The 22,121-nt window shown below is 70.4% G+C and carries 19 protein-coding genes; 11 read left to right on the top strand and 8 right to left on the bottom strand.

The genetic code is table 11. From position 1 onward, the window contains the following. Positions 1-27: 27 nt before the first annotated feature. Positions 28-732, bottom strand: a complete 705-nt coding sequence (locus SM754_RS08735) for an SDR family oxidoreductase (protein ID WP_323675837.1) — start codon at positions 730-732, stop codon at positions 28-30. 343 nt (positions 733-1,075) lie between these two features. Between SM754_RS08735 and SM754_RS08730 the strand changes: the two genes are divergently transcribed. Continuing rightward, on the top strand, positions 1,076-1,294 hold the full coding sequence (locus SM754_RS08730) for a hypothetical protein (protein WP_323675836.1): 219 nt from the start codon (positions 1,076-1,078) through the stop codon (positions 1,292-1,294). A gap of 114 nt (positions 1,295-1,408) precedes the next feature. Here SM754_RS08730 and SM754_RS08725 read toward each other — a convergent pair whose 3' ends face one another. Continuing rightward, on the bottom strand, positions 1,409-3,286 hold the full coding sequence (locus tag SM754_RS08725) for an endonuclease/exonuclease/phosphatase family protein (protein ID WP_323675835.1): 1,878 nt from the start codon (positions 3,284-3,286) through the stop codon (positions 1,409-1,411). A 130-nt stretch (positions 3,287-3,416) separates the two neighbouring features. Here SM754_RS08725 and priS point away from each other — a divergent pair, with 130 nt between their 5' ends. From priS to SM754_RS08705, 4 genes are all read left to right on the top strand, one after another. Beyond that, on the top strand, positions 3,417-4,604 hold the full coding sequence (priS, locus tag SM754_RS08720; RefSeq protein WP_323675834.1) for a DNA primase small subunit PriS: 1,188 nt from the start codon (positions 3,417-3,419) through the stop codon (positions 4,602-4,604). Continuing rightward, positions 4,601-5,632 carry a DNA replication complex subunit Gins51 gene (locus SM754_RS08715; RefSeq protein ID WP_323675833.1) on the top strand — a complete coding sequence of 344 codons (1,032 nt, stop codon included), beginning with the start codon at positions 4,601-4,603 and terminating at the stop codon, positions 5,630-5,632. The genes priS and SM754_RS08715 overlap by 4 nt, the downstream gene beginning before the upstream one ends. Before the next feature lie 125 nt (positions 5,633-5,757). Beyond that, positions 5,758-6,222, top strand: a complete 465-nt coding sequence (gene bcp / locus SM754_RS08710; RefSeq protein WP_323675832.1) for a thioredoxin-dependent thiol peroxidase — start codon at positions 5,758-5,760, stop codon at positions 6,220-6,222. Between the two features lie 55 nt (positions 6,223-6,277). Beyond that, a complete protein-coding gene (locus SM754_RS08705) occupies positions 6,278-6,892 on the top strand; it encodes a DJ-1/PfpI family protein (protein WP_323675831.1) in 615 nt (204 codons plus the stop codon). Positions 6,893-7,063: 171 nt separating this feature from the next. On the opposite strand, the gene SM754_RS08700 is transcribed toward SM754_RS08705, so the two are convergent. Both SM754_RS08700 and SM754_RS08695 read right to left on the bottom strand, forming a co-directional pair. Next, entirely contained in the window at positions 7,064-9,334 is a 2,271-nt protein-coding gene (locus tag SM754_RS08700; RefSeq protein ID WP_323675830.1) for a CDC48 family AAA ATPase, read from the bottom strand. Then, complete coding sequence (locus tag SM754_RS08695; RefSeq protein WP_323675829.1) at positions 9,331-9,570, bottom strand: DUF7127 family protein; 240 nt, start codon at positions 9,568-9,570, stop codon at positions 9,331-9,333. Before SM754_RS08695 ends, SM754_RS08700 begins: the two co-directional genes overlap by 4 nt. A gap of 298 nt (positions 9,571-9,868) precedes the next feature. On the opposite strand from SM754_RS08695, the gene SM754_RS08690 reads away from it, so the two are divergent. Further along, positions 9,869-10,657 (top strand): alpha/beta fold hydrolase, encoded by a 789-nt coding sequence (locus SM754_RS08690; protein ID WP_323675828.1) that lies wholly within the window; start codon positions 9,869-9,871, stop codon positions 10,655-10,657. A 33-nt stretch (positions 10,658-10,690) separates the two neighbouring features. Here the strand turns inward: SM754_RS08690 and panB are convergent, their stop codons facing one another. Then, on the bottom strand, positions 10,691-11,503 hold the full coding sequence (panB, locus tag SM754_RS08685; RefSeq protein ID WP_323675827.1) for a 3-methyl-2-oxobutanoate hydroxymethyltransferase: 813 nt from the start codon (positions 11,501-11,503) through the stop codon (positions 10,691-10,693). A 146-nt stretch (positions 11,504-11,649) separates the two neighbouring features. Between panB and SM754_RS08680 the strand changes: the two genes are divergently transcribed. Next, positions 11,650-13,302 carry a tRNA uridine(34) 5-carboxymethylaminomethyl modification radical SAM/GNAT enzyme Elp3 gene (locus SM754_RS08680; protein ID WP_323675826.1) on the top strand — a complete coding sequence of 551 codons (1,653 nt, stop codon included), beginning with the start codon at positions 11,650-11,652 and terminating at the stop codon, positions 13,300-13,302. Between the two features lie 101 nt (positions 13,303-13,403). Next, the gene (locus tag SM754_RS08675; protein WP_323675825.1) at positions 13,404-14,564 is read left to right on the top strand and encodes a hypothetical protein; all 1,161 of its coding nucleotides are present in this window, start codon (positions 13,404-13,406) and stop codon (positions 14,562-14,564) included. Positions 14,565-14,590: 26 nt separating this feature from the next. On the opposite strand, the gene SM754_RS08670 is transcribed toward SM754_RS08675, so the two are convergent. Further along, positions 14,591-15,157 (bottom strand): response regulator, encoded by a 567-nt coding sequence (locus SM754_RS08670; RefSeq protein ID WP_323675824.1) that lies wholly within the window; start codon positions 15,155-15,157, stop codon positions 14,591-14,593. 78 nt (positions 15,158-15,235) lie between these two features. Continuing rightward, positions 15,236-16,822: a sensor histidine kinase gene (locus SM754_RS08665; RefSeq protein WP_323675823.1), complete on the bottom strand. Its 1,587-nt coding sequence runs from the start codon at positions 16,820-16,822 to the stop codon at positions 15,236-15,238. 233 nt (positions 16,823-17,055) lie between these two features. On the opposite strand from SM754_RS08665, the gene rqcH reads away from it, so the two are divergent. Both rqcH and SM754_RS08655 read left to right on the top strand, forming a co-directional pair. After that, positions 17,056-19,203 carry a ribosome rescue protein RqcH gene (gene rqcH / locus SM754_RS08660; protein WP_323675822.1) on the top strand — a complete coding sequence of 716 codons (2,148 nt, stop codon included), beginning with the start codon at positions 17,056-17,058 and terminating at the stop codon, positions 19,201-19,203. 52 nt (positions 19,204-19,255) lie between these two features. Further along, the gene (locus SM754_RS08655; protein WP_323675821.1) at positions 19,256-20,032 is read left to right on the top strand and encodes a DUF4013 domain-containing protein; all 777 of its coding nucleotides are present in this window, start codon (positions 19,256-19,258) and stop codon (positions 20,030-20,032) included. A 56-nt stretch (positions 20,033-20,088) separates the two neighbouring features. Here SM754_RS08655 and SM754_RS08650 read toward each other — a convergent pair whose 3' ends face one another. Beyond that, positions 20,089-20,703 (bottom strand): universal stress protein, encoded by a 615-nt coding sequence (locus tag SM754_RS08650; RefSeq protein ID WP_323675820.1) that lies wholly within the window; start codon positions 20,701-20,703, stop codon positions 20,089-20,091. A gap of 99 nt (positions 20,704-20,802) precedes the next feature. Between SM754_RS08650 and SM754_RS08645 the strand changes: the two genes are divergently transcribed. Further along, the gene (locus SM754_RS08645; protein WP_323675819.1) at positions 20,803-21,870 is read left to right on the top strand and encodes an mRNA surveillance protein pelota; all 1,068 of its coding nucleotides are present in this window, start codon (positions 20,803-20,805) and stop codon (positions 21,868-21,870) included. The last annotated feature ends 251 nt before the right edge of the window (positions 21,871-22,121 follow it).

The raw sequence follows: 22,121 nt of genomic DNA, 5'->3' as shown, positions 1-22,121 counted from the left end.
GCCGGAACCGCGAACGGTCGCCTCGGCTCAGGCCTCGCCGTAGACGGGGACGGCCGCGCCGCTCGTGACCGACGCCGCGTCCGAGCACAGGAAACAGATGACGTCGGCGACGTCCGCCGGGTCGACCCAGTCGTCGCTCGGCGTCATCATCTCGCGATTCATCGGGGTGTCGAGCACGCTCGGCATCACCGCATTGGCGCGTACCGCACCGAGTTCCTCCTCCGCGATGGTCTCCGTGAGCGTCCGCACGCCCGCTTTCGACGCCCGGTAGGGGCCGTCGCCTTCGCCGCCTTCGAGCGACGACCGCGAGGAGATGGAGACGATCGCGCCGTCGGCCTCCCGGAGGTGCGGGACGGCGTGCTTGCTCGCGAGGAACATCGACTTCAGGTTCACGTCGAACAGGAACTCGAACGCCTCGACGTCGGTGTCCGCGATGTCGTCGCCGCCGCGCCACGTCCCCGCGACGTTACACAGCGCGTCCACGCGACCGTGGTCGTCGACGACGCGCTCGAACAGTTCGACGACGGCGTCCTCGTCGGTCAGATCGGCGCGGTAGAACTCGGTGCCCGAATCCGGGTCCAGGAGCGCGTCGTCGTGACTCGGTTCCCGGACGTCGACCGCCGCAACCGTCGCGCCCGCGTCACGGAACGCCTCGACGACCGCACTCCCGAGCGCGCCCGATGCACCGGTCACGACCGCGACCTGCTCGCTGAAGTCGAACTCGACTGGCATATCCGAACACACGGTCGGGACGCTGATAGAACTCCGGGTGCCAGCAGGCGAGGGCGACGGACGGCGTGCGTCGAACGCCCTCGACGACCCCGGTGACGTCCTCGTCGGCCTCGTCGGGGAGCGTGATCGCCGTATTCGACCGTCGGCGTCGGCGACCGTCGGCGTCTCCCCGAACCTCGACGCCTCTCCACGTACGACCACGATTAGTCTTCCAACGACGACGAACTGCCTGCCTACGACGACTGTCCATCTCCCGTGGGGGTGAGGCGGTCGCCGCCGGCGGTTCTCGCCCACCGGAAACGCGCGACCGGTTCTTGTACCTGCCGGACGTAGGGACCGGTAGATGAACAGGCAGCGCTACATGTTCGGAATCGTCTTCGGCGCGCTCCTCGGCGTGTTCGGGACCGGCGTCCCCGTTCGCGTGATCGCCGGCGTCCCCGTCCACGGCGCCATCGCGTTCGTGAGCGGTGTCGTCACGATCGCGAGCGCGGTCGGTCTCCTCGTCGCACAGTACCGGTACACGAACGCGTCCGAGTCGGCGAGCGCCTCGTCGTCGCGCTAGAACGTAACACGGGAACTCCGACGGTGTCGTACTCGCCGAGGTTCTCGACGGTCTCGCGGACGCTGTAGTGGTTCGCGCGACCGCCGACGTGCGTTCAAGAACCCGCGATGCCCGTCAGTGCTCCGCGTCCGTCGCGGGGTCGACGGTCGCGAGGACGCCGAGGTGGTCGCTGACGGCGGCGTCGCCGACGCGCTCGCAGCGCGACACCGACCAGTCGCCTTCGAGCCAGACGTAGTCGATGCGCTGGCGCGGGTCGTGCACTGGCCACGTCCCGCCACCGCCGGTCTCGGGGTGGCCGGCGGCGGTCCAGGCGTCGGTGAGGTCCCGCTTCAGGCGGTCGTACGCGGGGTCCTGGTCGGGCTGGACGTTGAAGTCGCCGAGGACGACGGCGCGCTCGTGGTCGTCGCTGAACAGCTCGCCGAGGACGGTCTGGGCCTCGCCGAGTTGCTCGTCGTCCGCGGGCCCGTCCGTCTGGAAGTGCGTGACGACGGTCTGGAGCGGGCCGTCGGGCGCGTCGAGCGTCGCCAGGAGCGCCCACCGTGCCGGGGACCGATGCACGGGCAGCGAGACGACCGTCGTGTCGAGGACGGGATACCGCGAGAGGACGGCGACGCCGTAGCCGCCGCGGCGCGTGGGGACGCCGTAGTCGTGGTGGTAGTCGAGTTCGTCGGCGAGCCACCGCACGGGGTTCGCGCTCCCGTTCGTGTACCGGCCGCCTTCGGTCTCCTGGAGGCCGACGACGTCCGGGTCGTGCTCGGCGAGGAGGTCGCGGACGTCGCGGTAGTTCGCGTCGCCGCTCGCTCCGTCCACCCACTGGTGGACGTTCAGCGTCAGGACGTCGTAGGGCGTGCCCTCGACGACGGAGTCGTCGTCGACCGTCGAGGCGAGCGTGCCGGGGGCGAGCGAGAGCGCGGCGAGCGCGCCGGGGGCGAGCGCGGCGAGCGCGTCCCGACGGTCCGCGTTCGCGAGTTCGGTCGGGTCGCCGCCGACGCCCGCGGCCTCGCGAGCGAGGACGAGGACGGCGGCCACGACCGGTGCGGCGGCGAGCGCGAACGCGGAGAGCGGCGCGTGCCCGGCGAGGGCCGCACCGCCCGGGACGTACGCCCAGTTCGCCGCGAGCACCTGCGTGGCGACCGCGACGACGCCGACGACCTGCGCGAGCGCGAGCCACGAGACGCCGTCGTCGCGCAAGCCGGCGGCGACGAGCCGCAGGAACGTCACCTGCACGAGCAGGACGGCGACGGAGCCGAGCTGTCCCACCCAGACGACGTCCGCGAGCGAGAGCGCGAACGCGACCGCGACGACGACCGCCTCCCGCCGGCCGAGCGCGCGCCCGAGCCCGACCCAGGCGACGCCGACGACGACGCCGGCGACGGTCGCGACCGCCGTCTCGGCGTACCCCAGGCCGCCCCACGCCGCGGTCGCCGCCGGGTACGCAAGGAACAGGCCCTGCGCGAACGCCGCGAGCCACGCGACCGCGGACGCACCGGGTTCGGGGACGTCGTCGAGGAGCGCGAGCGCAGCGGCGACGACCGCGACGCCGACGAGGAGCGCCGTGCCGCCGAGCGTCGCGTACGCCGGCAGCGTCCCGAGCCACCCGCGGACCGCCGCGATTGACGCGACCCCGCCCGCGAGCCCCGGGAGGAACGCGGGGTCGCGAGCACCGAGCGCGACCAGCCACGGCGTCGCGAGCGACAGCGCCAGGACCGCGCCAGCGCCCGCGAGCACCGGGTCCGCGACCGCCGACGCGACGACGGCGAACGGGAGCCCCGCGACCGCCACGCGCAGCGACCGCTCCCAGCCGAGTCGACGCGCGACCGGAAGCGTCCACACCGACAGGAACCCGAGGACCAGAAGCGCGGAGAGCCCGGGACCGGACAGCGAGAAGTTCGATACGAACACGCGCGACGCCGTCCGCTGGAGCGACCCCGCCACCACCACCACGAGCGCCGCGGTCAACGCCACGCGACCCAGTCGACCGTCCCAGTTCATGCCCCGAACGTACCCGTCGGCACTAATAGAGGTTGTCGACGATACCGACGCGCGTTCTTCAACCCCGGACCGCCCCCTGTCGGTCACGAACGGTGGGTTCTTGACGTCGCCGCCAGTACGGTCTCGGAGGATGGAAGAGCGAACCGTCGCGTACCTCCGCGGAGCGTTCAAGCGCCACTACGAGGCGACGACCGTGTCGCCACCGCCGGCGCCGAACGAACGCGAGTGGGGGTACATCCCGTGGACGGCCGAGGCGCAGACGACGATGGTCCGTCATCGCTCCTGGCTGGACGTCGGGAACCTCGGACGGTTCCTCACCGAGGAACGCCCGCAGCACGTGTACTTCTCCGCCGCACGCTACCGCGACCCGTCGGCGAACTCGATGAGTCGGAAGGACTGGCAGGGCACCGACCTCGTCTTCGACCTGGACGCCGACCACCTCCCCGGTGTCGACCCGGAGACGACGACGTACGCAGAGATGCTCGCGGCCTGCAAGGACGCCCTGCTCGACCTGCTCGACGTCCTCGAGGACGACTTCGGGTTCGAGGACTGCACCGTCGTCTTCTCGGGCGGCCGCGGCTACCACGTCCACGTGCGGGACGACGGCGTGCAGGAGCTCGGGCGCGGGGACCGCCGCGAGGTCGTCGAGTACGTGCTCGCCGAATCGCTCGACCTCGACGCGCTCCTGGAGCGCGAGCTCGTCGACGGCATGGGCCTGGAGAACCCGACGGAGAAGCGGACGCTCTCGACGACCGGCGGATGGGGCAAGCGCGTCCACGACCGGTTGCTCGCGCTCGTCGACGAGGTCCGCGCGATGGACGACGAGGAGGACAGATTGGAGCGCCTGCAGGCGTACGACGGCATCGGTCAGGGCTCCGCCGAGAAGCTCGTCGAGGTGTTCGACGCGAACTACGACCAGATCGCGGCGGGGAACGTCGAGGTGCACGGCCGCTTCCTGACGCTCGCTCGCCAGGTCGCCGCGGAGACGTTCGACGCCGAGTCCGCGCCGATCGACGAGCCGGTGACGACGGACATCAATCGCCTGATCCGCCTGCCGGGGAGCCTCCACGGCGGCACCGGGCTCGAGGTGAAGCGCATCCCGCGCGAGAACGTCGCCGACTTCGACCCGCTCGTCGACGCGGTCTCGTCGACGTTCGCCGACGAGGGCGACGCCGAGCTCGTCGTCGACGTGACCGAGCCCGTCGAGGTCGAACTCGGGGGCGATACATTTACCTTGGAGGCGGGCGCATCGACTGTTCCGGAGTACGTCGGCGTCTTCGCGATGGCTCGCGGGCACGCCGAGATAGCAAAGCAATGAACATCGACGAACTTCGCTCCGCGCAGAGCAAGGAACGGCAGAAGTCGGACCTCCAGCAGCTGCGCGAGTCGTTCTACGGCGACGTCGCGGAGTACGTCGAGGAGCTGGAGGCCGAACGCGAGCGCGCCGCCGAACGCGCGGAGGACCCGTTCGGGTCGCCGGAGGTCCAGCAGCTCACGAACGACATCGAGACGGCGAAGGACACCGCGGAGGCGATCTACGAGCGGCGGCTCGGGAAGATCGTGAAGAAGGCGAGTCTCGTGTCGGCGGAGATGGCGAGCCCGAACGACGTGAACGGGCTCACCACCGAGGAGCAGGCGCTGTTCAGCGACCTGGTGGCCCGCATCGAGGAGAACAAGGCGCACATGCTGGACGTCATCGCGGGCGACGTCGCCCCGGGGTCGCGCGAGGACGCGGCCGACTCCGGTGGTGACGGGGCGGCGTCGAGCGACGCGGGGTCGCGGACGGCCGCCGACGCGTCGCCGGGACCGGACGTCCCGCATCCCGAGGACGGCCTGGACGCGCCCGCCGCGGACGCCGGGTCGTCGAGCGCGGACGAGACCGCGACCGTCGACGCGGACGGAACGGCGACCGCGGACGGAGACCGGGACGTGGACGCGGACGTGCGTCGGTCCGAGGCCGCCGCGGTCGCGGACATCGAGGACGAACCACCAGAGGATGACGCCACACCTGACCCGGACGGCGCGGCGCACGTCTCCGCGGCGGACCTCATGGGCGGCGACGACGCGGCCGCCGACGCCGAGGGGAACCAGCCCGGCGGTGCGAGCGACGGCGAGCGCGAGGACGCGGCGGGCCGCGACGCGCCCGAGACCGACGGCGGACCGACCGACGCGGACCGGGCGGCCGTGGACGACGAGCGGGCGACGCTCCGCGTCACGGAGAACGTCGGCGAGATATTCGGCGTCGACGAGCGCGAGTACACGCTCGCCGCGGAGGACGTCGTGACCCTCCCCGAGGAGAACGCGGACGTCCTCGTCTCGCAGGGCGCGGCCGAACGACTGGACTGACCTCCTCGGCCGGACGCCGAAACTGACTCCCGGCCGAACTGACCCGCCCAGGCGGAGCGCCGTCGACCCCGGCGGGGTCGACCGAGAACGAAATCCACTTTTGCGAGCGTCGCTCCGAGTGCCGTATGCTCGAACCAGGGAGTGACGCTCCGGACTTCGAACTGACGGACCAGAACGGCGAACAGGTCGCGCTCTCGGACTACGCTGACCAGCGCGTCGTGGTGTACTTCTACCCGCGAGCGAACACCCAGGGCTGTACCGTCGAGGCGTGTAGCTTCCGGGACCGCTGGGACGAGTACGGCGAGCGCGACGTCGCCGTCCTCGGCATCAGCGACGACGACGTCGAGGACCTCGACGAGTTCGCGACCGAGTACGACCTCCCCTTCCACCTCCTCAGCGACCCCGAGGGCGAGGTCTCGCTCCTGTACGACTCGTTCGGCGAGAAGAACATGTTCGGGAACACGTTCGACGGCGTCTTCCGGAACACGTACGTCGTCGGCCCCGACGGACGGGTGGAGCTCGCGTACGAGGGCGTCGACCCCGAGGACCACGCGGACGAGATCCTCGCGGACCTCGACGACCTCGAGTAGCGGAGCGGGTAGCGGCGAGCGCAACGGCTACGGCGCGAGCGGTCGTGCGCTCGGTATGGACGTCGCGATACCGTTGTTCGACGGGTTCGACGAACTGGACGCCATCGGGCCGTTCGAGGTGTTCGAGAACGCCGTCGAGGCCGGTGCGGACCTGAACGTGACGCTGTGTACGGTCGACGGCGCCGACGAGGTGACGGCGAGTCACGGACTCCGCGTCGGCGTCGACGCCGTACTCGACGCCGCCGCGACCGGCGCCTTCGACCTCCTCCTCGTCCCGGGCGGCGGGTGGACCGACCCGGACGCGCCGGGCGTGCGTCGCGAGTACGACCGCGGCGCGATACCGGACGCCATCGCCGCACTCCACGCAGACGGCGTTGCGGTCGCATCGGTCTGCACGGGCGCGATGCTCCTCTCGAAAGCCGGAGTCCTCGACGGCCGGCCCGCGGCGACGCACGCCGCCGCCGAAGCGGACCTGCGAGAGACCACGGCGGACGTCCGGGACGCGCGCGTCGTCGACGACGGCGACGTCCTCACGTGCGGCGGCGTCACCAGCGGCCTCGACCTCGCCGTCCACCTCGTCGCCCGCGAGTTCGGCAGCGACGTCGCCAACCGAGTCACGACCGAGATGGAGTACGAGCCAACCGGCGACGTCCACGCCGGCGACGACTGAATCGCGGTCGCGTCGAGTAGCCGCGGACGATGCCGGCCGACGTCGTGGCCGCGGTCGGGCCTGCACGCCCCGTGAGCGCACCGGAGTCGAACTCGCGCGAGAGGTTTACATCTCGTGTAAATTTCGACGAGCGGAGGCCCGCAGGGCCACCCGAGGAAGAAAAGCTGGTGGCTACTGGAACGTCCGACTCGTGTCGGTCTCGGGTTCGGGTTCCTCGCGCCCGAACCGTTCTTCGATCTGGTCGTAGCTGTCCTTGACGTCCTCGGTGACGCTCGCCTTGACCTCGTCGAGTGCGTGCTCGAAGTGCTCGCGGGTGATGCGGACGTTCCCGACGGAGTCGGTCATCTCCTCGGGGTCGACGGAGTTCACGAACTCGCGGGTCGCGGCCATGCTGGCTTCGCGCGTGACGGCTTCGACGTCCGCGCCGACGTAGCCGTCCGTGCGGCGCGCCAGCCACTCCAGGTCGACGTCGTCAGCGAGCGGCTTGTCCCGCGTGTGCACCTCGAAGATCTTCTCGCGAGCCTCCTGGTCCGGCACCGGCACGTGGACGTGGCGGTCCAGGCGCCCCGGCCGGAGGAGGGCGTTGTCGATGAGGTCCGGGCGGTTCGTCGTCGCGATGACGACGACGTCCTCCAGGGCCTCCAGGCCGTCGAGCTCCGTGAGGAGCTGGCTGACGACGCGTTCACCGACGCCGCTATCGCCCGTGCGCTGGCCGCGTTCGGTCGCGATGGAGTCGATCTCGTCGAAGAAGACGACGGTCGGTGCGTTCGACCGCGCCTTCTCGAACACCTCGCGGACGCCCTTCTCGGACTCGCCGACGAACTTGTTCAGGAGCTCGGGGCCCTTGATCGAGATGAAGTTCGAGTTCGCCTCGTTCGCGACGGCCTTCGCGAGCAGCGTCTTCCCCGTCCCCGGCGGCCCGTACATGAGGACGCCCTTGGCCGCCTGGAGGTCCATCGCCTCGAACACCTCGGGGTAGTCCAGCGGCCACTGGATTGTCTCTTGGAGCCGCTCCTTCGTGCCACCGAGCCCGCCGACGTCGTTCCACGTGACGTCCGGCACCTCGACGAACACCTCGCGCATCGCGCTCGGCTGGATGCCCTTCAGCGCCTCCTTGAAGTCCGATTCCGTGACCTTCAACTGCTCGAGGACCTCCGCGTCGATCTCCTCCTGTTCGAGGTCGAGCTCGGGGCGGATGCGCCGGAGCGCGTTCATCGCCGCCTCGCGAGCCAGCGATTCGAGGTCCGCGCCGACGAACCCGTGCGTGTTCTCCGCGTACTCGTCGAGTTCGACGCTGTCGCTCATCGGCATCCCGCGCGTGTGGACCTGCATGATCTCCATGCGGCCGTCCTTGTCGGGGACCCCGATCTCGATCTCGCGGTCGAACCGCCCACCGCGGCGGAGCGCCGGGTCGATGGCGTCCACGCGGTTCGTCGCCGCGATGACCGTCACCTGCCCGCGCTCCTCCAGGCCGTCCATCAGGCTCAGGAGCTGGGCGACGACCCTGCGTTCGACGTCACCGCTGGCCTCGCCGCGACTCGACGCGATCGAGTCGAGCTCGTCGATGAAGATGATCGCGGGCGCGTTCTCCTCGGCGTCCTCGAAGACCTCGCGGAGCTGCTCCTCCGATTCGCCGTAGTACTTCGACATGATCTCCGGGCCGCTGATGGTCTGGAAGTGCGCGTCGATCTCGTTCGCGACCGCCTTCGCCATCAGCGTCTTCCCGGTGCCCGGCGGACCGTGCAGGAGCACGCCCTTCGGCGGTTCGATGCCGAGTTGCTTGAACAGCTCGGGGTGACGCATCGGGAGCTCGATCATCTCGCGGACCTGGTCGAGCTCGTCGTCGAGTCCGCCGATGTCCTCGTAGGTCACGTTCGGCACGCCTTCGGCGCCACCGCTGGCGGCGCCCTCCGCGCCCTGTATCTGCTCGGCGGGCTTCTCGCTGATCTGGACGTCCGTCGAGTCGGTGATGACGACGGTGCCCTCGGGGTCGGTGCTCGCGACCTTCAGCGGGACCGACTGGCCGCTCCCCGCCATCGGGCCGAACGAGAGCGAGAACGGGATGGTCTGCCCGCTCGTCACGGCCTGCCCGCTGAGCTTGTCGCGCACGAGCGGCCCGATGTTCCCGCGGATGCGGAGGTTCTGCGGGAGCGCGACCGTCACGCTCTTGGCGGGTTTCACGTCCGCTTTCTCGACCTCGACGCGGTCGTCGATGCCGACGTCGGCCTCCTGGCGGAGGCGACCGTCGATGCGGACGACGCCCTGGCCCTGGTCCTCGGGGTAGCCGGGCCAGACGCGCGCGACGGCCTTCCCGTCGCCCGTCCCGGTGATGAGGATGTAGTCGCCGTTCTCCAGGTCGAGTTCGGACATCGACGCGCGGTCGATGGCGGCGAGTCCGCGACCGGCGTCCTTCTGCTTGAGGGGTTTGACGGTGAGTTTCATGCGTGAGCCTCCATCTCGATGGTGAGGACGCCGTTCCGGATAAAGGCGCGCGTCGGCGTCGAGGGGGTCGAGAGCTCGAACTGTTCGCCGTCGCTGGCGACGACGATGACGGTGTCGTCGAGGACGTCGACATCCGCGTCGGTGACGTCGAGGTCGGCGGCGACGACGACCGCGTCGTCGTAGACGTACTGACGAGCGAACTGACCGTCGTGTTCCGTGAACTGCTGTATGTTCATCCTAACCACGAGTTAGGGATTATAGAATATAAACCTTTCCCCCACGAAACGCACGAAGGCGAGAGGCTACATGCGAACAGGTCGATTCGTGGTTCACACCCAAGAAGAGCGGTGCACAGCTGGTCGGCGACGCTCACAGCCGACCAGCACGCCGCCCGCCGGAGGTGTTCACGTGCGACCAGCTCGCGCGTGCGACCGTCTCGCGACAGGCGTCCACAGCCACGCACGGGCGAACGGGTCGGTCACGGAGCGCCGCGCGGAGTCGGGGTTTAAGCGACCCGCCGGAGTAGTACCTCCCATGCAGACCGTCTCTCATCACGGCCGCGAGACAGCCTTCGAGGTCTTCGACCGCGGCGGCGACGGCGCTCCCGTCCTCTGCGTGCACGGGAGCGGCGGCGCGCGCGGCGTCTGGAAGTCCCAAGCCCGACTCGGGGACGAACGCCCGGTCGTCGCCGTCGACCTCGCCGGGCACGGAGCGAGCGACGACGTCGACGCCGACCCCGGGTACGAGACGCTCGCCGCGTACGCCGACGACGTCGTCGCCGTCGCCGACGCGACCGACGCACGCGTCCTCTGCGGGAACTCCCTCGGCGGCGCCGTCGTCCTCCACTGCCTCCTCGAACGCGGCGACGGCCTCGCCGTCGACGGCGCCGTCTACGCCGGCACCGGCGCGAAGCTCGCCGTCCTCAGCGACCTCCGGGACTGGCTCGCGAACGACTTCGAGCGCGCCGTCGACTGGCTCCACGAACCCGGCCGGCTCTTCGCCGACCCCGAGCCGGAGCTCCTCGACGTCTCGAAGAGCGCGATGCTCCACTGCGGGCAACGCATCGTCGAACGCGACTTCCTCACCTCGCACGCGTTCGACGTCCGCGACCGGCTCGGCGAGATCGAGACCCCGGGACGCGCGGTCGTCGGCGAACACGACGCGCTCACGCCACCGCGATACCACGACTACCTCGCGAGCGAACTCGACGACTGCGACGTCGCCGTCGTCGAGGACGCCGCGCACCTCGCGATGCTCGAACGACCCGACGGGTTCAACGCCGCACTCGCCGACTTCTGCGAACGCATCGACGGGCCCGAGTAGCGGCTCGCGTCGCACGCCACCCGGCGCGACGTCTCAGTACAGTTCGTCCAGTTCCTCGATGCCCTCGCTGTGCTCCGCCGCCGGGAACTCGCCGGACTCGACCGCGTCGGCGTACGCCTCGATGGCGTCCCCCATCGCCGCGCGGACGTCCCCGAACTCCTCGACGAACGACGGCGTCCAGTCGCTCAGGCCCACGGCGTCGTCCACGACGAGCACCTGCCCGTCGCAGTCCGGGCCAGCGCCGATGCCGATGGTCGGGATGTCGATAGCGTCCGTGATGCGGGCCGCGAGCGACGCCGGCACTCTTTCGAGGACGAGCGAGAACGCGCCCGCGTCCTCGTGGTCCTTCGCGAGGTCGAGCATCCGGTCGGCGGCCTCCTCGCTCGTCCCCTGCAGCGCGTACCCCTGCTGGTTCACGGACTGCGGCGTCAACCCGAGGTGCGCCATCACGGGGATACCGAGGTTGCTGAGCTTCTCCGTCAGCTCGACGGTGTGCGGGCCCGATTCGAGCTTCACCGCGTGCGCGCCCGCCTCCTTCAGCATCCGGCCGGCGTTCTCGATGCTCTCCTTGTCGTCGTGCCCGTACGAGAGGAACGGCATGTCCGCGACCACGAGCGCGTCCTCGGCGCCGCGCGCGACCGCGGTCGTGTGGTCCGCCATCTGGTCGACCGTCACCGGGAGCGTCGTCTCGTGACCGTGACTGGTGTTCCCGACGCTGTCGCCCACGAGGATGACGTCGACGCCCCGTTCGTCGACGATTTCCGCGGTCACGGCGTCGTACGCCGTCAGCATCGTTATCGGCTCCTCACCCGCCTTCGACAGGACGTCCCTGACCGTCGTGCGCATACCCGCTCTACTCGACGCCGGACTAAACCAATACTGGATTTCCCGCGGTACGTAACCGCGTTCACGCCCACGCACGCACCGCGAACGCCCGGTTGGTTCGACGGGCAACGACACGCTTAACCGCGTCTCGCCACGACCATGTGGCGATGAGCGAAGCGTCGGACCCGACCGAGACCGAAGCGTTCAGAGCCGTCTGCGAGGCCCTCGTCGACCGCATCCTCGCCGGTGAACTGGAACGCGACGACGTCGAGTCCGCGAAGCTCCAGGCGTGCTCGGAGCACTCCGCGCCGAAGGTCCCGAAGAACTCCGAGATACTCGACCACGCCCCCCAGGAGCGCCGCGAGGAGCTCGAAGGCGTCCTCATGCGCAAGCCGGTGCGGACCGCGAGCGGCGTGTCGCCGGTCGCGATCATGACGAGCCCGCACATGTGCCCGCACGGGAAGTGCCTGTACTGTCCGGGCGGCCCCGCGAGCGAGTTCTCGAGCTCGCAGTCCTACACGGGTCACGAGCCCGCGGCGGCGCGCGGGGAGCAGAACGACTACGACCCCTACGGGCAGGTTCGGCTGCGGTTGAACCAGCTCCGGGAGATCGGGCATCCGGTCGACAAGGTCGAACTCATCCTGATGGGTGGGACGATGACCGCGCGGAGCCACGACTACCAGGAGTGGTTCGTCAAGCGCGCGCTGGAGGCGATGAACGACTTCGACGCGGACGCGGAGCCGAGCCCCGCCGAGGGCGTGAGCTTCGCCGAGGACGACCCCGAGTTCTCGTACCTGGAGGACGTCATCGCGGAGAACGAGACGGCGGACGTGCGCTGCATCGGGACGACGTTCGAGACGAAGCCGGACTGGTGCGACCCCGAGCAGATCGACCGGATGCTCGACCTCGGCGGGACGAAGGTCGAGGTGGGCGTGCAGACGACGTTCGAGCGCATCAACCGCGAGATGCACCGCGGGCACGGCGTGCAGGCGAGCATCACCGCGAACCGACGGCTGCGCGACGCGGGGTTCAAGGTCGGGTTCCACATGATGCCGGGGCAGCCCGGGATGAGCCGGGAGATGTGCCTGGAGGACTTCCGGCGGATCTTCGAGCAGGAGCAGTACAAGCCCGACTACCTGAAGATATATCCGACGCTCGTCGTGCGCGGCACCAGGATCTACGACCAGTGGCGCCGCGGCGACTACGACCCGTTGACGAACGAGGCCGCGGCGGAACTCGTCGCGGAAGTGATGTCCCAGATTCCGCGGTACACGCGCCTCCAGCGCGTGCAGCGGGACATCCCCGCGGACTTCATCGACGCCGGCGTCTGGAAGTCGAACCTCCGCCAGCTCGCGTGGGACGTGATGGACGAGCACGGCTGGGAGTGCGAGTGCATCCGCTGCCGCGAGGTCGGGATGAACGACGAGGACCCCGAGGACGTCGAGCTGGACACGATGACCTACCGGGCCGGCGGTGGCACGGAGCAGTTCATCAGCTTCGAGGACTTCGACAAGGACCTCCTCGTCGGGTTCTGTCGCCTCCGATTCCCGAACGACCCCGTCCGTCGGGAGCTGGAGAACGCCGCCATCGTCCGCGAGCTCCACGTGTACGGGAACCAGGTCGGGGTCGGCGACGAGGGCGAGAACGCCGACGTCCAGCACCGCGGGTACGGCCGGAAGCTGCTCGCGGAAGCCGAGGACCGCGCCCGCGACGCCGGGTTCGACAAGCTCAGCGTCATCTCCGGCATCGGCGTCCGCCAGTACTACCGCGAGAAGCTCGGCTACCATCAGGACGGCCCGTACGTCTCCAAGCGGCTCTGAGCGCGCGGGGAGCGCCCTGACTGGCGGTGTTCCCGGGCTTCGTTTCGCCCTTCGAGAACGCTGTCGAAACGTTTTTGTTGGTGAACTAATATTTCAGCGGCATGCACGCGCCGCGTTCGCTCCACGTCGTACTCGTGCTCGCGTTCGTCGCCAGCGCCGGCTGCGCGGGGTTCGCGCCAGGTGGCGGACCTGCCGACGACGCACCACCGGAATCGACCGTGAACGTGTCGGGCGGTGAACTCGAGTACGACGAGGACCTCGTCTGGCAGCGCGTCCAGGACGACCTCGGGCCGAACGTCAGTCCGCCGAACGTCGTCGTCCAGGAGGTCGCCGGCCCCGGCCGAATCGAGGGCGGACTCGTCTACGTCGACCCCGTGGCGACCAGCCCGGACGGTGCAGATACGCTCGCACACGAGTTCGCACACTACGTTCAGCGCCAGCAATCCCCGTGGCCCCACCGGTTCGTCGACTCCGTCGACGAGGGGTTCGCGAAGATGGCGTTCAAAGAAGGGTTCGCGACGGTCGCCCAGGAGCGCTACGCCGCCGAGTACGGCTACCAAACGCAGTGGGACGGTGAACTCGCGACGTCCTCACCGGAGCTGCACTGGTTCCAGGCACGCTACGAACTCGGCCGCGAGTACGTGGCCTACCGGAAGAACCACACGGCGGAACTCGGGAGCGTCCTCGACGGCCGGTGGCCGCGAACGAGCGAGCAGGTGCTCCACCCCGAACGCGGGTACGAGCCCGCGAAACCCCTCGACGTCGCGGTCGCGGCCGCGAACCGGGAGGGCCGCACCGACTACGTTCCGCTCCGACAACCACGGCACCTCGGCGAACTCGCGGTCCGCGTGACGCTGTGGACGCGCCTCGACCCCGTGACGGCCACGGGCGGTGCCGAGGGCTGGGGGAACGACACCCTGCTGACGTTCCAGGGGCCCGACGGTACCGGGCACGCGTGGGTCGTCCGGTTCGACACCGCAGCAGACGCGTCGGACGCTCGCACCGCGTTCCGTGCGTACCACGAGAGCGACCGACGAGCGTTCGAGTCCCCGAGCGAGTTCATCGAGGGGAAAGCACCACCCGATCGGCTCGTCGACGGGTTCTGGCGTGCGACCGGCGACCGCGGCTTCCGCACCGTCGTCGTCGACGACGAGACGCTCGTCGTGTTCGCCGGGCCCGAGCCGTTCGTCGACGCCGCTGCTGCGACAGGCACGGCCGGGAACGTCACCGTGGGAACCGGCGCGAACGCGACCGCGACCTGACCGCCGGCAGCGTGACCCGAAAGCGGTCAGTCGTGGCCGGGGAACTGGTGGAACGTCCCCGTCTGTGCCTCGTCGTCGAGGTCGTCGAACGACTCGTCGACCCTGGCTTTCAGTTCGTCGGTGCGGTCGACGAGGTCCTGGTAGCGGTCGTCGGCTTCGAGTTCGCGGACCGGCATCGCGTCCTCGATGGTCGCGCGCTTCTTCGCGAGCGTGAAGTACTCGCGGACGGCGTCGGTGTACTCGCCGATGGCGAGGAGGTCCTCGACGGTCCCGCGGACGTCGTCGCGGTCGACGGGCTTGACGAGGTAGTCGTCGAACCCGAACGCGAGGACGTCGAGCGTCGGGTCGACGGCGGTCACCATCGCCACGCGAGCGTCGTAGCCCGCCTCGCGGACGCGTTCGAGGACCTCGTCGCCGGTGAGGTCGGGCATCCGTCGGTCGAGCAGCACGACGTCGACGTCCTCGTCCATGCGGTCGAGGGCTTCCTCGCCGCCGGTCGCGATCCGGGTCTCGTACTCGTCGGGCAGGAACAGGTCGTACGCTTCGGCGACGTTTGGTTCGTCGTCGACGACGAGGACGGTCGGGGTCGGCATCTGGTCGCTATTTACGGGTTCGGTGGTGGTCAAGGTTCGGATTCGGTCGGTTCCGGCCGCGCTGGGGGTGCGTGGCGCTCACGGGTCGGGGTCGACGCGGACGTCGAAGCGCGCGCCGCCGGTGTCGCTCTCCGTCGCGTCGACCTGCCAGCCGTGTGCGCCCGCGACCGACCGGACGATAGCCAGCCCGAGCCCGGTGCCGCTCTCCGACTCGGTGTGCCCGTGCTCGAACACGGTCTCGCGGTCGCGCTCGGGGATGCCCGGGCCGTCGTCGGCGACGAAGAACCCGGGGTCGTCCGCGAGCGCGCCGACGGTGACCGCGACGTCGTCGCCGGCGTGATGGACCGCGTTCCCCAGCAGGTTCTCGAGTATCGTCCGGAGGCGCTCCGGGTCGGCGTCCACGCGCCCGAGGTCGTCCGCGACCGACAGCGACGCCGCGGGAGCGCCGGCGGTCTCCCAGGCGTCGAGCGCGACGGCCGCGACGTCGACCGGTTCCGTGTCGCCGACGGTCCGGCCGTCGCGGGCGAGCGAGAGGACGTCGTCGACGAGCGTCGCCATGCGGTCGTGGACGTCCTCGAGCCGGTCGACGTACTCGTTGTCGACGTCGTTCGCTCGCAGGAGCTCGACCTGCATCGCCGCGGCGTTCAGCGGGTCGCGGAGGTCGTGGCTGACGACGCTCGCGAACGCCTCCAGGCGCTCGTTCTGTCGTTCGAGCTCGCGCTCTCGCTCCCGGAGGCGTCGTTCGCGGTCGACGCGGTCGAGCGCCGCCTCCGTCGCCGACGCCAGGACCTTCGCCAGGTCGACCTCGTCCTCGTCGGGCTCGCCGGGGTCGGTGCGGCCGAGCACGAGTACCCCGTGGCTCCCCAGCGGCAGGACGACCTCCGCGCGGACGGGCGTCGTCGCGTTCGCCGCCGCCTCGGCCTCCCGGACGTCCGCGAACGTCCGGGTCTCGCCGGCGCGGAACGCCGACCACGCCACGGAGTCCGCACCGAGCGTCGGCACCCCCTCGAACACCGCCTCCGCGCGGTCGCTCGACTCGAGCGCGACCAGCCCACGGTCGCTCCCGGCGTCCGGGTCGTCGCCCGCGCCGGTCGTCCGCGCCGCGTCGCTCCACGTCCCGTCCACGGGGACGAACACCGTCGCGAGCGGGAACCCGAGGACGTCCTCGGCGGCCGCAACCACCTCGCTCGCGACCGCCGCCGCCGCCGTCTCGTCCATCAGCGCCTGCGTCGTCTCCTGGAGCGCACGCAGTCGGTTCTCGTACTCGACCTGCGCCGTCACGTCCTTCATGATGCCCGAGAAGTACCGCTTCCCGTCGTAGACGTGCTCGTGGAACGTGATGTCCAGCGGGACCTCGTGGCCGTCCGCGTGCTCCGCGGGAAGCCGGATGTCCGACCAGTCGAGGCTCCGGTCACCGGACTCCAGGTACGCCGCGATCGCGGCGTGATGCGCGTCCTGGAACCGCTCCGGCATCACCGTCGTCAGCGGCTCGCCGACGACGTCACCGGGCGCGTACCCGAGGACGTCCTCGATAGTGTCGTTCGTGAACACCACGCGACTGTCCGCGTCGATGGTGAGCACGACGTCGCTCCCGCGCTGGACGAGCGCGCGCAGGAAGGCCTCGTCGACGTCGACGAGGTACTCGGGGCCGCCGTCGTCCGTCACGCACGACCCCCCTCAAGCGTCGCGAACGACGCCCCTCGCTCCGTCGCGACTGCCCACCGGTCCATGCCCGAACGGACGGACTGGCGTCGTTTGACTGTTGGGGCGAACCACGCCACCGGCGACCACACACCGGTCCTCGCGACGAGACCGCCTCCCGCGACGAGCGCACGACCAACGGCCGGGTCGTGGCCGACAACGGAACGTCTTTCCGCGAGCCACCGGTACGCGCCGGTATGGACGCGAAGCGAGAGCTCTCCAGCGTCGACCTCGCCGCCGTCGTCTCCGAGTTCGGAGCGTACGAGGGCGCGAAGGTCGACAAGGCCTACCTCTACGGCGACGATCTGCTGCGGTTGAAGATGCGGGACTTCGACCGCGGGCGGGTCGAACTCATCCTCGAGGTCGGCGACGTCAAGCGCGCGCACGTCTCCGACCCCGAGCACGTCCCGGACGCGCCCGGTCGCCCGCCGAACTTCGCGATGATGCTCCGGAACCGACTGTCGGGCGCGGACTTCGCGGGCGTCGAGCAGTTCGAGTTCGACCGCATCCTCGAGTTCCGGTTCGAGCGCGACGACGAGGACACCATCATCGTCGCCGAGCTGTTCGGGCAGGGGAACATCGCGGTGTGCGACGAGACGTACGAGGTCGTCGACTGCCTCGACACCGTCCGCCTCAAGTCGCGCACCGTCGCGCCCGGGGCGACCTACGAGTTCCCGGACTCCCGCATCAACCCGCTCGCCATCGAGTTCGACGCGTTCGTCGCGAAGATGAACGACTCCGACACGGACGTCGTCCGGACGCTGGCGACGCAGCTGAACCTCGGCGGGCTCTGGGCGGAGGAGATCTGTAGTCGAGCGGGCGTCGAGAAGGCTATGGACATCACGGCCGCGACCGAGGACGACTACCGGCGCGTGTACGACGCGCTCGACCGGCTTCGCGAGGACGTCGCGTCCGCGGACGTCGACCCGCGCCTGTACCGGACCGAGCCAGATGACGACGACGGGAGTTCGCGCGTCGTGGACGTGACGCCGTTCCCGCTCGAGGAGCGCGACGAGTACGTCCCGGAGGCGTTCGACACGTTCAACGCGGCGGTCGACCGGTACTTCTACGAGTTCGACCGCAGCCAGGACGACGAGGGGAGCGACGGCGAACCGGGCGAGGAGTCGCCGGACTTCGAGAACGAGATCGCGAAGTACGAGCGCATCATCGAGCAGCAGGAGGGCGCCATCGAGGGGTTCGAGCAGGACGCCGAAGCGTACCGCGAGAAGGCGGAGTCGCTGTACGCGAACTACGGGCTCGTCGACGAGGTCCTCGGGACGATCCGCGGGGCGCGCGAGGACGACGTCCCGTGGGACGACATCGAGGCGACGTTCGCGGACGGCGCGGAGCAAGGGATCGACGCGGCGGAGGCGGTCGTCGGCCTGGACGGGAGCGAGGGCACGGTGACGCTGTCGCTCGACGGCCGCGAGGTGACCGTTGAGGTCCGCGAGGGCGTCGAGCACAACGCCGACCGGCTCTACCAGGAGGCGAAGCGCGTCGAGGGGAAGAAGGAGGGCGCGCTCGCCGCCATCGAGGACACGCGCGAGGACCTCGAGGACGTGAAGGAACGCAAGCGCGAGTACGAACGCCGGCAGGCCGAGGGCGGCGACGACGACGACGATGACGGCGGCGAGGACGAGAGCGAAGACGTCGACTACGACTGGCTGTCGGACCCCTCGATTCCCGTGCGACAGTCCGAGCAGTGGTACGAGCGCTTCCGGTGGTTCCACACGACGACCGGCTATCTCGTCATCGGCGGCCGGTCCGCGGACCAGAACGAGGAGCTCGTGAAGAAGTACGTCGAGCGCGGCGACAAGGTGTTCCACTCGCAGGCGCACGGCGGCCCCGTCACGGTCCTGAAGGCGGCGGACCCGAGCGAGTCCGCGAAGGACGTCGACTTCAGCGACGAGACCCTCGAGCAGGCGGCGCAGTTCGCGGTGACGTACTCGTCGGTGTGGAAGGACGGCGTGTACGCGGGCGACGTCTACATGGTCGACAGCGACCAGGTGTCGAAGACGCCCGAGTCCGGGGAGTACCTGGAGAAGGGCGGGTTCGCGGTCCGGGGCGACCGGACGTACTTCCGGGACACGCCCGTGGGGTGTTCGGTCGGTATCCAGTGCGAGCCCTCGACGAGGGTGGTCGGCGGGCCGCCGGCGGCGACCGCCGAGCGTACGGAGACGATGATGACGGTCGAACCCGGGAAGTTCGCGCAGGGCGACGTCGCGAAGCGGATCTACCGGGAGTTCCGCGAGCGGTTCGCGGACACGTCGTTCGTCCGGAAGGTCGCGAGCCCGGACCGCATCCAGCACTTCCTCCCGCCGGGCGGGAGCCGCATCAAAGACTGATGACTGACGTCGGACGGACGCGACCCGCAGGTCGCGCGATGGGTGGTTCGGAGTGACGGCGGACAGCGACACGTTCGTCGGCGCGCTCCGGTACCCGACGCGCGGAGCGGCCGCGCGGGACGGCGTCGCGACCCTGACCGTGATGGCGCTCGCGGTGGCGCTCGCCGGCCGGTACGCGGTCACGGTCTATCCGGCGGTCGCCGCGCTCGGGTTCCTCGCGCTCGCCGGCGCGGCCGTCGTCGCGTGGCTCGGGTACCTCGGGCGCGTGCTCGCCGGCACCGTCGGCGGCGACCTGGCCAGTGGCGACGGCGCGCTCGTCCGCGTCCCCGGCGACGCGAGCGACCTGCCAGCCGCCGGCGGCGTCCGCGCCCTGCTCGCGACCGGCGCACGCGTCGCCGCCGCGAGCGTCCCCTACCTCGGCGCGCCGTTCGCCCTCCTCTACGTCACCGTCCTCGGGCTCGGCGGGCTCGCGCCCGACAGCGTCCAGGGCGGCGGCGGGCTCGCGCTCCTGGCCGGCGGCACGCTCTCGTTCCTGCTCGCGCTCGCGTTCGTCTACGTCTACCCCGCCGCTCTCTGCGAGCTCGCCGCCACCGGCAGCCTCAAGCGCGCGCTCGCCCCCTGGGCGTTCCGGGACGTCCTCGCGCACGCCGCCTACCTCTACGCGTGGACCGCGGCGTTCGCCATCGCCGTGCTCGCACTCGGCGCGTACGCTCGCGTGTTGACGGCCTCGGGCGTGTTCGGGCTGCTCGCCGCACTCGGCGCGGGGTACGCGAGCGCGGTCGCCGCACGCCTCGCCGGGATGGGCTACCGGCGCGCACGACGACGGTAGCACTGCCGACGGCGACGCGCTCGCCGCTGCGCCCCGGAGCCCTCGGCGACCGATGGTCAGGGGATGATGCTCGTCCGCCGGGTCACCGGGTCGACGTAGACCAGATGCGAGTCGTCGTCGCCTTCGGCGTCGACGACCCACACGCTCACCTGTCGCTCGACCTCGGTCACGGTCGCGTCGATGCCCGCGTCCACGAGGGCGTCGCGAGCGATGGCCGCCGCCGCCTCGTCGTCCGCGACGGTCTCGTCGGTCTCCGGGAGCCGGACGGTCATCACGGGGCAGCGAGCGCGCCGCACCAGTCGCTCGGCGACGCTCCCGATGAGCCGGCGCTCGACGCCGGAACGGCCGTGGGTCCCCGCGACGATGAGGTCGGCCTCGATCTCGTCGGCGTAGTCGACGATCCGGCGCGCGGGGTCGCCGTCCTCGATGGCCGTCACGACGTCGACGCCGTGTTCGCGAGCCATCGCCGCGACGCGCTCGACGGCCGCCTCGCCGCGGTCGTCGAGCTCGGACTCGTCGCCGAACCCGGCGACGAACGCGCGCACGCTCTCGTCGACGACGTGGAGGACGTGAACCGACGCGCCGTAGGTCTCCGCGAGGTCGATCGCTTGCAGGGCGACGTGAGCCGAGCCGACGCTCCCGTCGGTCGGCACGAGGATTCGTTCGTACATACCCGACCCATCGGTCGCATTCCTCATGAAGGGTCCTGCCGGCGACGGGCGGCCCGCCCGATAGCAGGACACTTACCCGGGCCGGGGCAATCCCCGGGTATGCAGATTAAGGACCGCTATCGGGTCGAGGGCGACCGGGAGCGCATCACGCTCGTCCCGGAGACGCTCGACGACCTCTGGCACCTCCAGTACGTCCTCGAACCGGGGGACCTCGTCGCGGGCGATACGACACGGCGCATCCAGCGGAACGACGAGGACCTCCGGGACACGGGCGGGGAGCGCGAGCACATGTTCGTGACGCTCGGCGTGGAGGAGGTCGAGTTCCACAAGTTCTCGAACCGCCTCCGGGTCTCGGGGGTCATCGAGGACTGTTCGCGCGAGGACCAGCTCGGGTTCCATCACACGCTGAACGTCGAGGACCACGACGAGCTGGAGGTCGAGAAGGTCTGGAAGCCCGACCAGCTCGACCGCATCGAGGAGGCCGAGGAGGCGGCGGAGAACCCCGACGTCGCCATCGCGACCGTCGAGGAGGGCGAGGCGTACATCCACACGGTCGCGCAGTACGGGACCGAGGAGCGCGGGCGGTTCACGGGGACGACCGGGAAGGGCGAGTACGCGCGCGGCCGGTCGGAGCTGTTCGGCGACCTCGCTGCGGCGCTCTCGCGGATGGACGTCGACGCCATCGTGCTCGCCGGCCCCGGGTTCACGAAGCGGGACGCCCTGAACCACATCGAGGAGGAGTACCCGGCGGTCGCGGAGAAGGTGACGACGGTCGACACCGCGGGCGTCGGCGACCGCGGCGTCCACGAGGTCCTGAAACGCGGCGCGGTCGAGGACATCCAACAGCAGACCCGTATCGCGAAGGAGGCGGAGTACATCGACGAGCTCACCGAACGCATCGGGCAGGGACACGAGGCGTCGTACGGGCCGGACGCGGTCGCGGAGGCCGCGGAGTACGGCGCGGTCGACCAGCTCCTGATACTCGACGAGAAGCTCCGCGAGGAACGCGGCCCCGACGGCGACTGGAGCATCGACGTCGACGAGGTCGTCACGAGCGTCGAACGGCAGGGCGGCGAGGTGACGGTGTTCTCCAGCGAGTTCCCGCCCGGCCAGCAGCTCCGGAACCTCGGCGGCATCGCCGCGTTGCTCCGGTACCGACTCGAGTGACCGCCACGCGCCCGACGCTGTCGGCCTAGACGGTTTGGGACGCGAATCAATGGGTCCCAACCGATACGTACAGATGCAGTCCGAGGCAGCGAGACACTGACCAAGGAGCGACGTTCCGTGCCACGACGTCGCCGACTCCACCCAACCCACCCATGCCACCCCGCCCGCCGTCACCGCCGCCATAGCGGTCGACGACGGTCCCCACACCCGGACGCCCTCCAACCCCCCACCCACTTTCCCCCACTTCCCCC

This window comes from Halorubellus amylolyticus, from assembly GCF_034808145.1.
In the GTDB taxonomy this organism is placed as follows: domain Archaea; phylum Halobacteriota; class Halobacteria; order Halobacteriales; family Natrialbaceae; genus Halorubellus.
This window is presented reverse-complemented; position numbering and strand designations above follow the sequence as displayed.

Coding starts and splice junctions, on each gene's coding strand:
- SM754_RS08735 (WP_323675837.1), bottom strand. CDS start 732: ATGCCAGTCGAGTTCGACTTCAGCGAGCAGGTCGCGGTCGTGACCGGT.
- SM754_RS08730 (WP_323675836.1), top strand. CDS start 1,076: ATGAACAGGCAGCGCTACATGTTCGGAATCGTCTTCGGCGCGCTCCTC.
- SM754_RS08725 (WP_323675835.1), bottom strand. CDS start 3,286: ATGAACTGGGACGGTCGACTGGGTCGCGTGGCGTTGACCGCGGCGCTC.
- priS (WP_323675834.1), top strand. CDS start 3,417: ATGGAAGAGCGAACCGTCGCGTACCTCCGCGGAGCGTTCAAGCGCCAC.
- SM754_RS08715 (WP_323675833.1), top strand. CDS start 4,601: ATGAACATCGACGAACTTCGCTCCGCGCAGAGCAAGGAACGGCAGAAG.
- bcp (WP_323675832.1), top strand. CDS start 5,758: ATGCTCGAACCAGGGAGTGACGCTCCGGACTTCGAACTGACGGACCAG.
- SM754_RS08705 (WP_323675831.1), top strand. CDS start 6,278: ATGGACGTCGCGATACCGTTGTTCGACGGGTTCGACGAACTGGACGCC.
- SM754_RS08700 (WP_323675830.1), bottom strand. CDS start 9,334: ATGAAACTCACCGTCAAACCCCTCAAGCAGAAGGACGCCGGTCGCGGA.
- SM754_RS08695 (WP_323675829.1), bottom strand. CDS start 9,570: ATGAACATACAGCAGTTCACGGAACACGACGGTCAGTTCGCTCGTCAG.
- SM754_RS08690 (WP_323675828.1), top strand. CDS start 9,869: ATGCAGACCGTCTCTCATCACGGCCGCGAGACAGCCTTCGAGGTCTTC.
- panB (WP_323675827.1), bottom strand. CDS start 11,503: ATGCGCACGACGGTCAGGGACGTCCTGTCGAAGGCGGGTGAGGAGCCG.
- SM754_RS08680 (WP_323675826.1), top strand. CDS start 11,650: ATGAGCGAAGCGTCGGACCCGACCGAGACCGAAGCGTTCAGAGCCGTC.
- SM754_RS08675 (WP_323675825.1), top strand. CDS start 13,404: ATGCACGCGCCGCGTTCGCTCCACGTCGTACTCGTGCTCGCGTTCGTC.
- SM754_RS08670 (WP_323675824.1), bottom strand. CDS start 15,157: ATGCCGACCCCGACCGTCCTCGTCGTCGACGACGAACCAAACGTCGCC.
- rqcH (WP_323675822.1), top strand. CDS start 17,056: ATGGACGCGAAGCGAGAGCTCTCCAGCGTCGACCTCGCCGCCGTCGTC.
- SM754_RS08650 (WP_323675820.1), bottom strand. CDS start 20,703: ATGTACGAACGAATCCTCGTGCCGACCGACGGGAGCGTCGGCTCGGCT.
- SM754_RS08645 (WP_323675819.1), top strand. CDS start 20,803: ATGCAGATTAAGGACCGCTATCGGGTCGAGGGCGACCGGGAGCGCATC.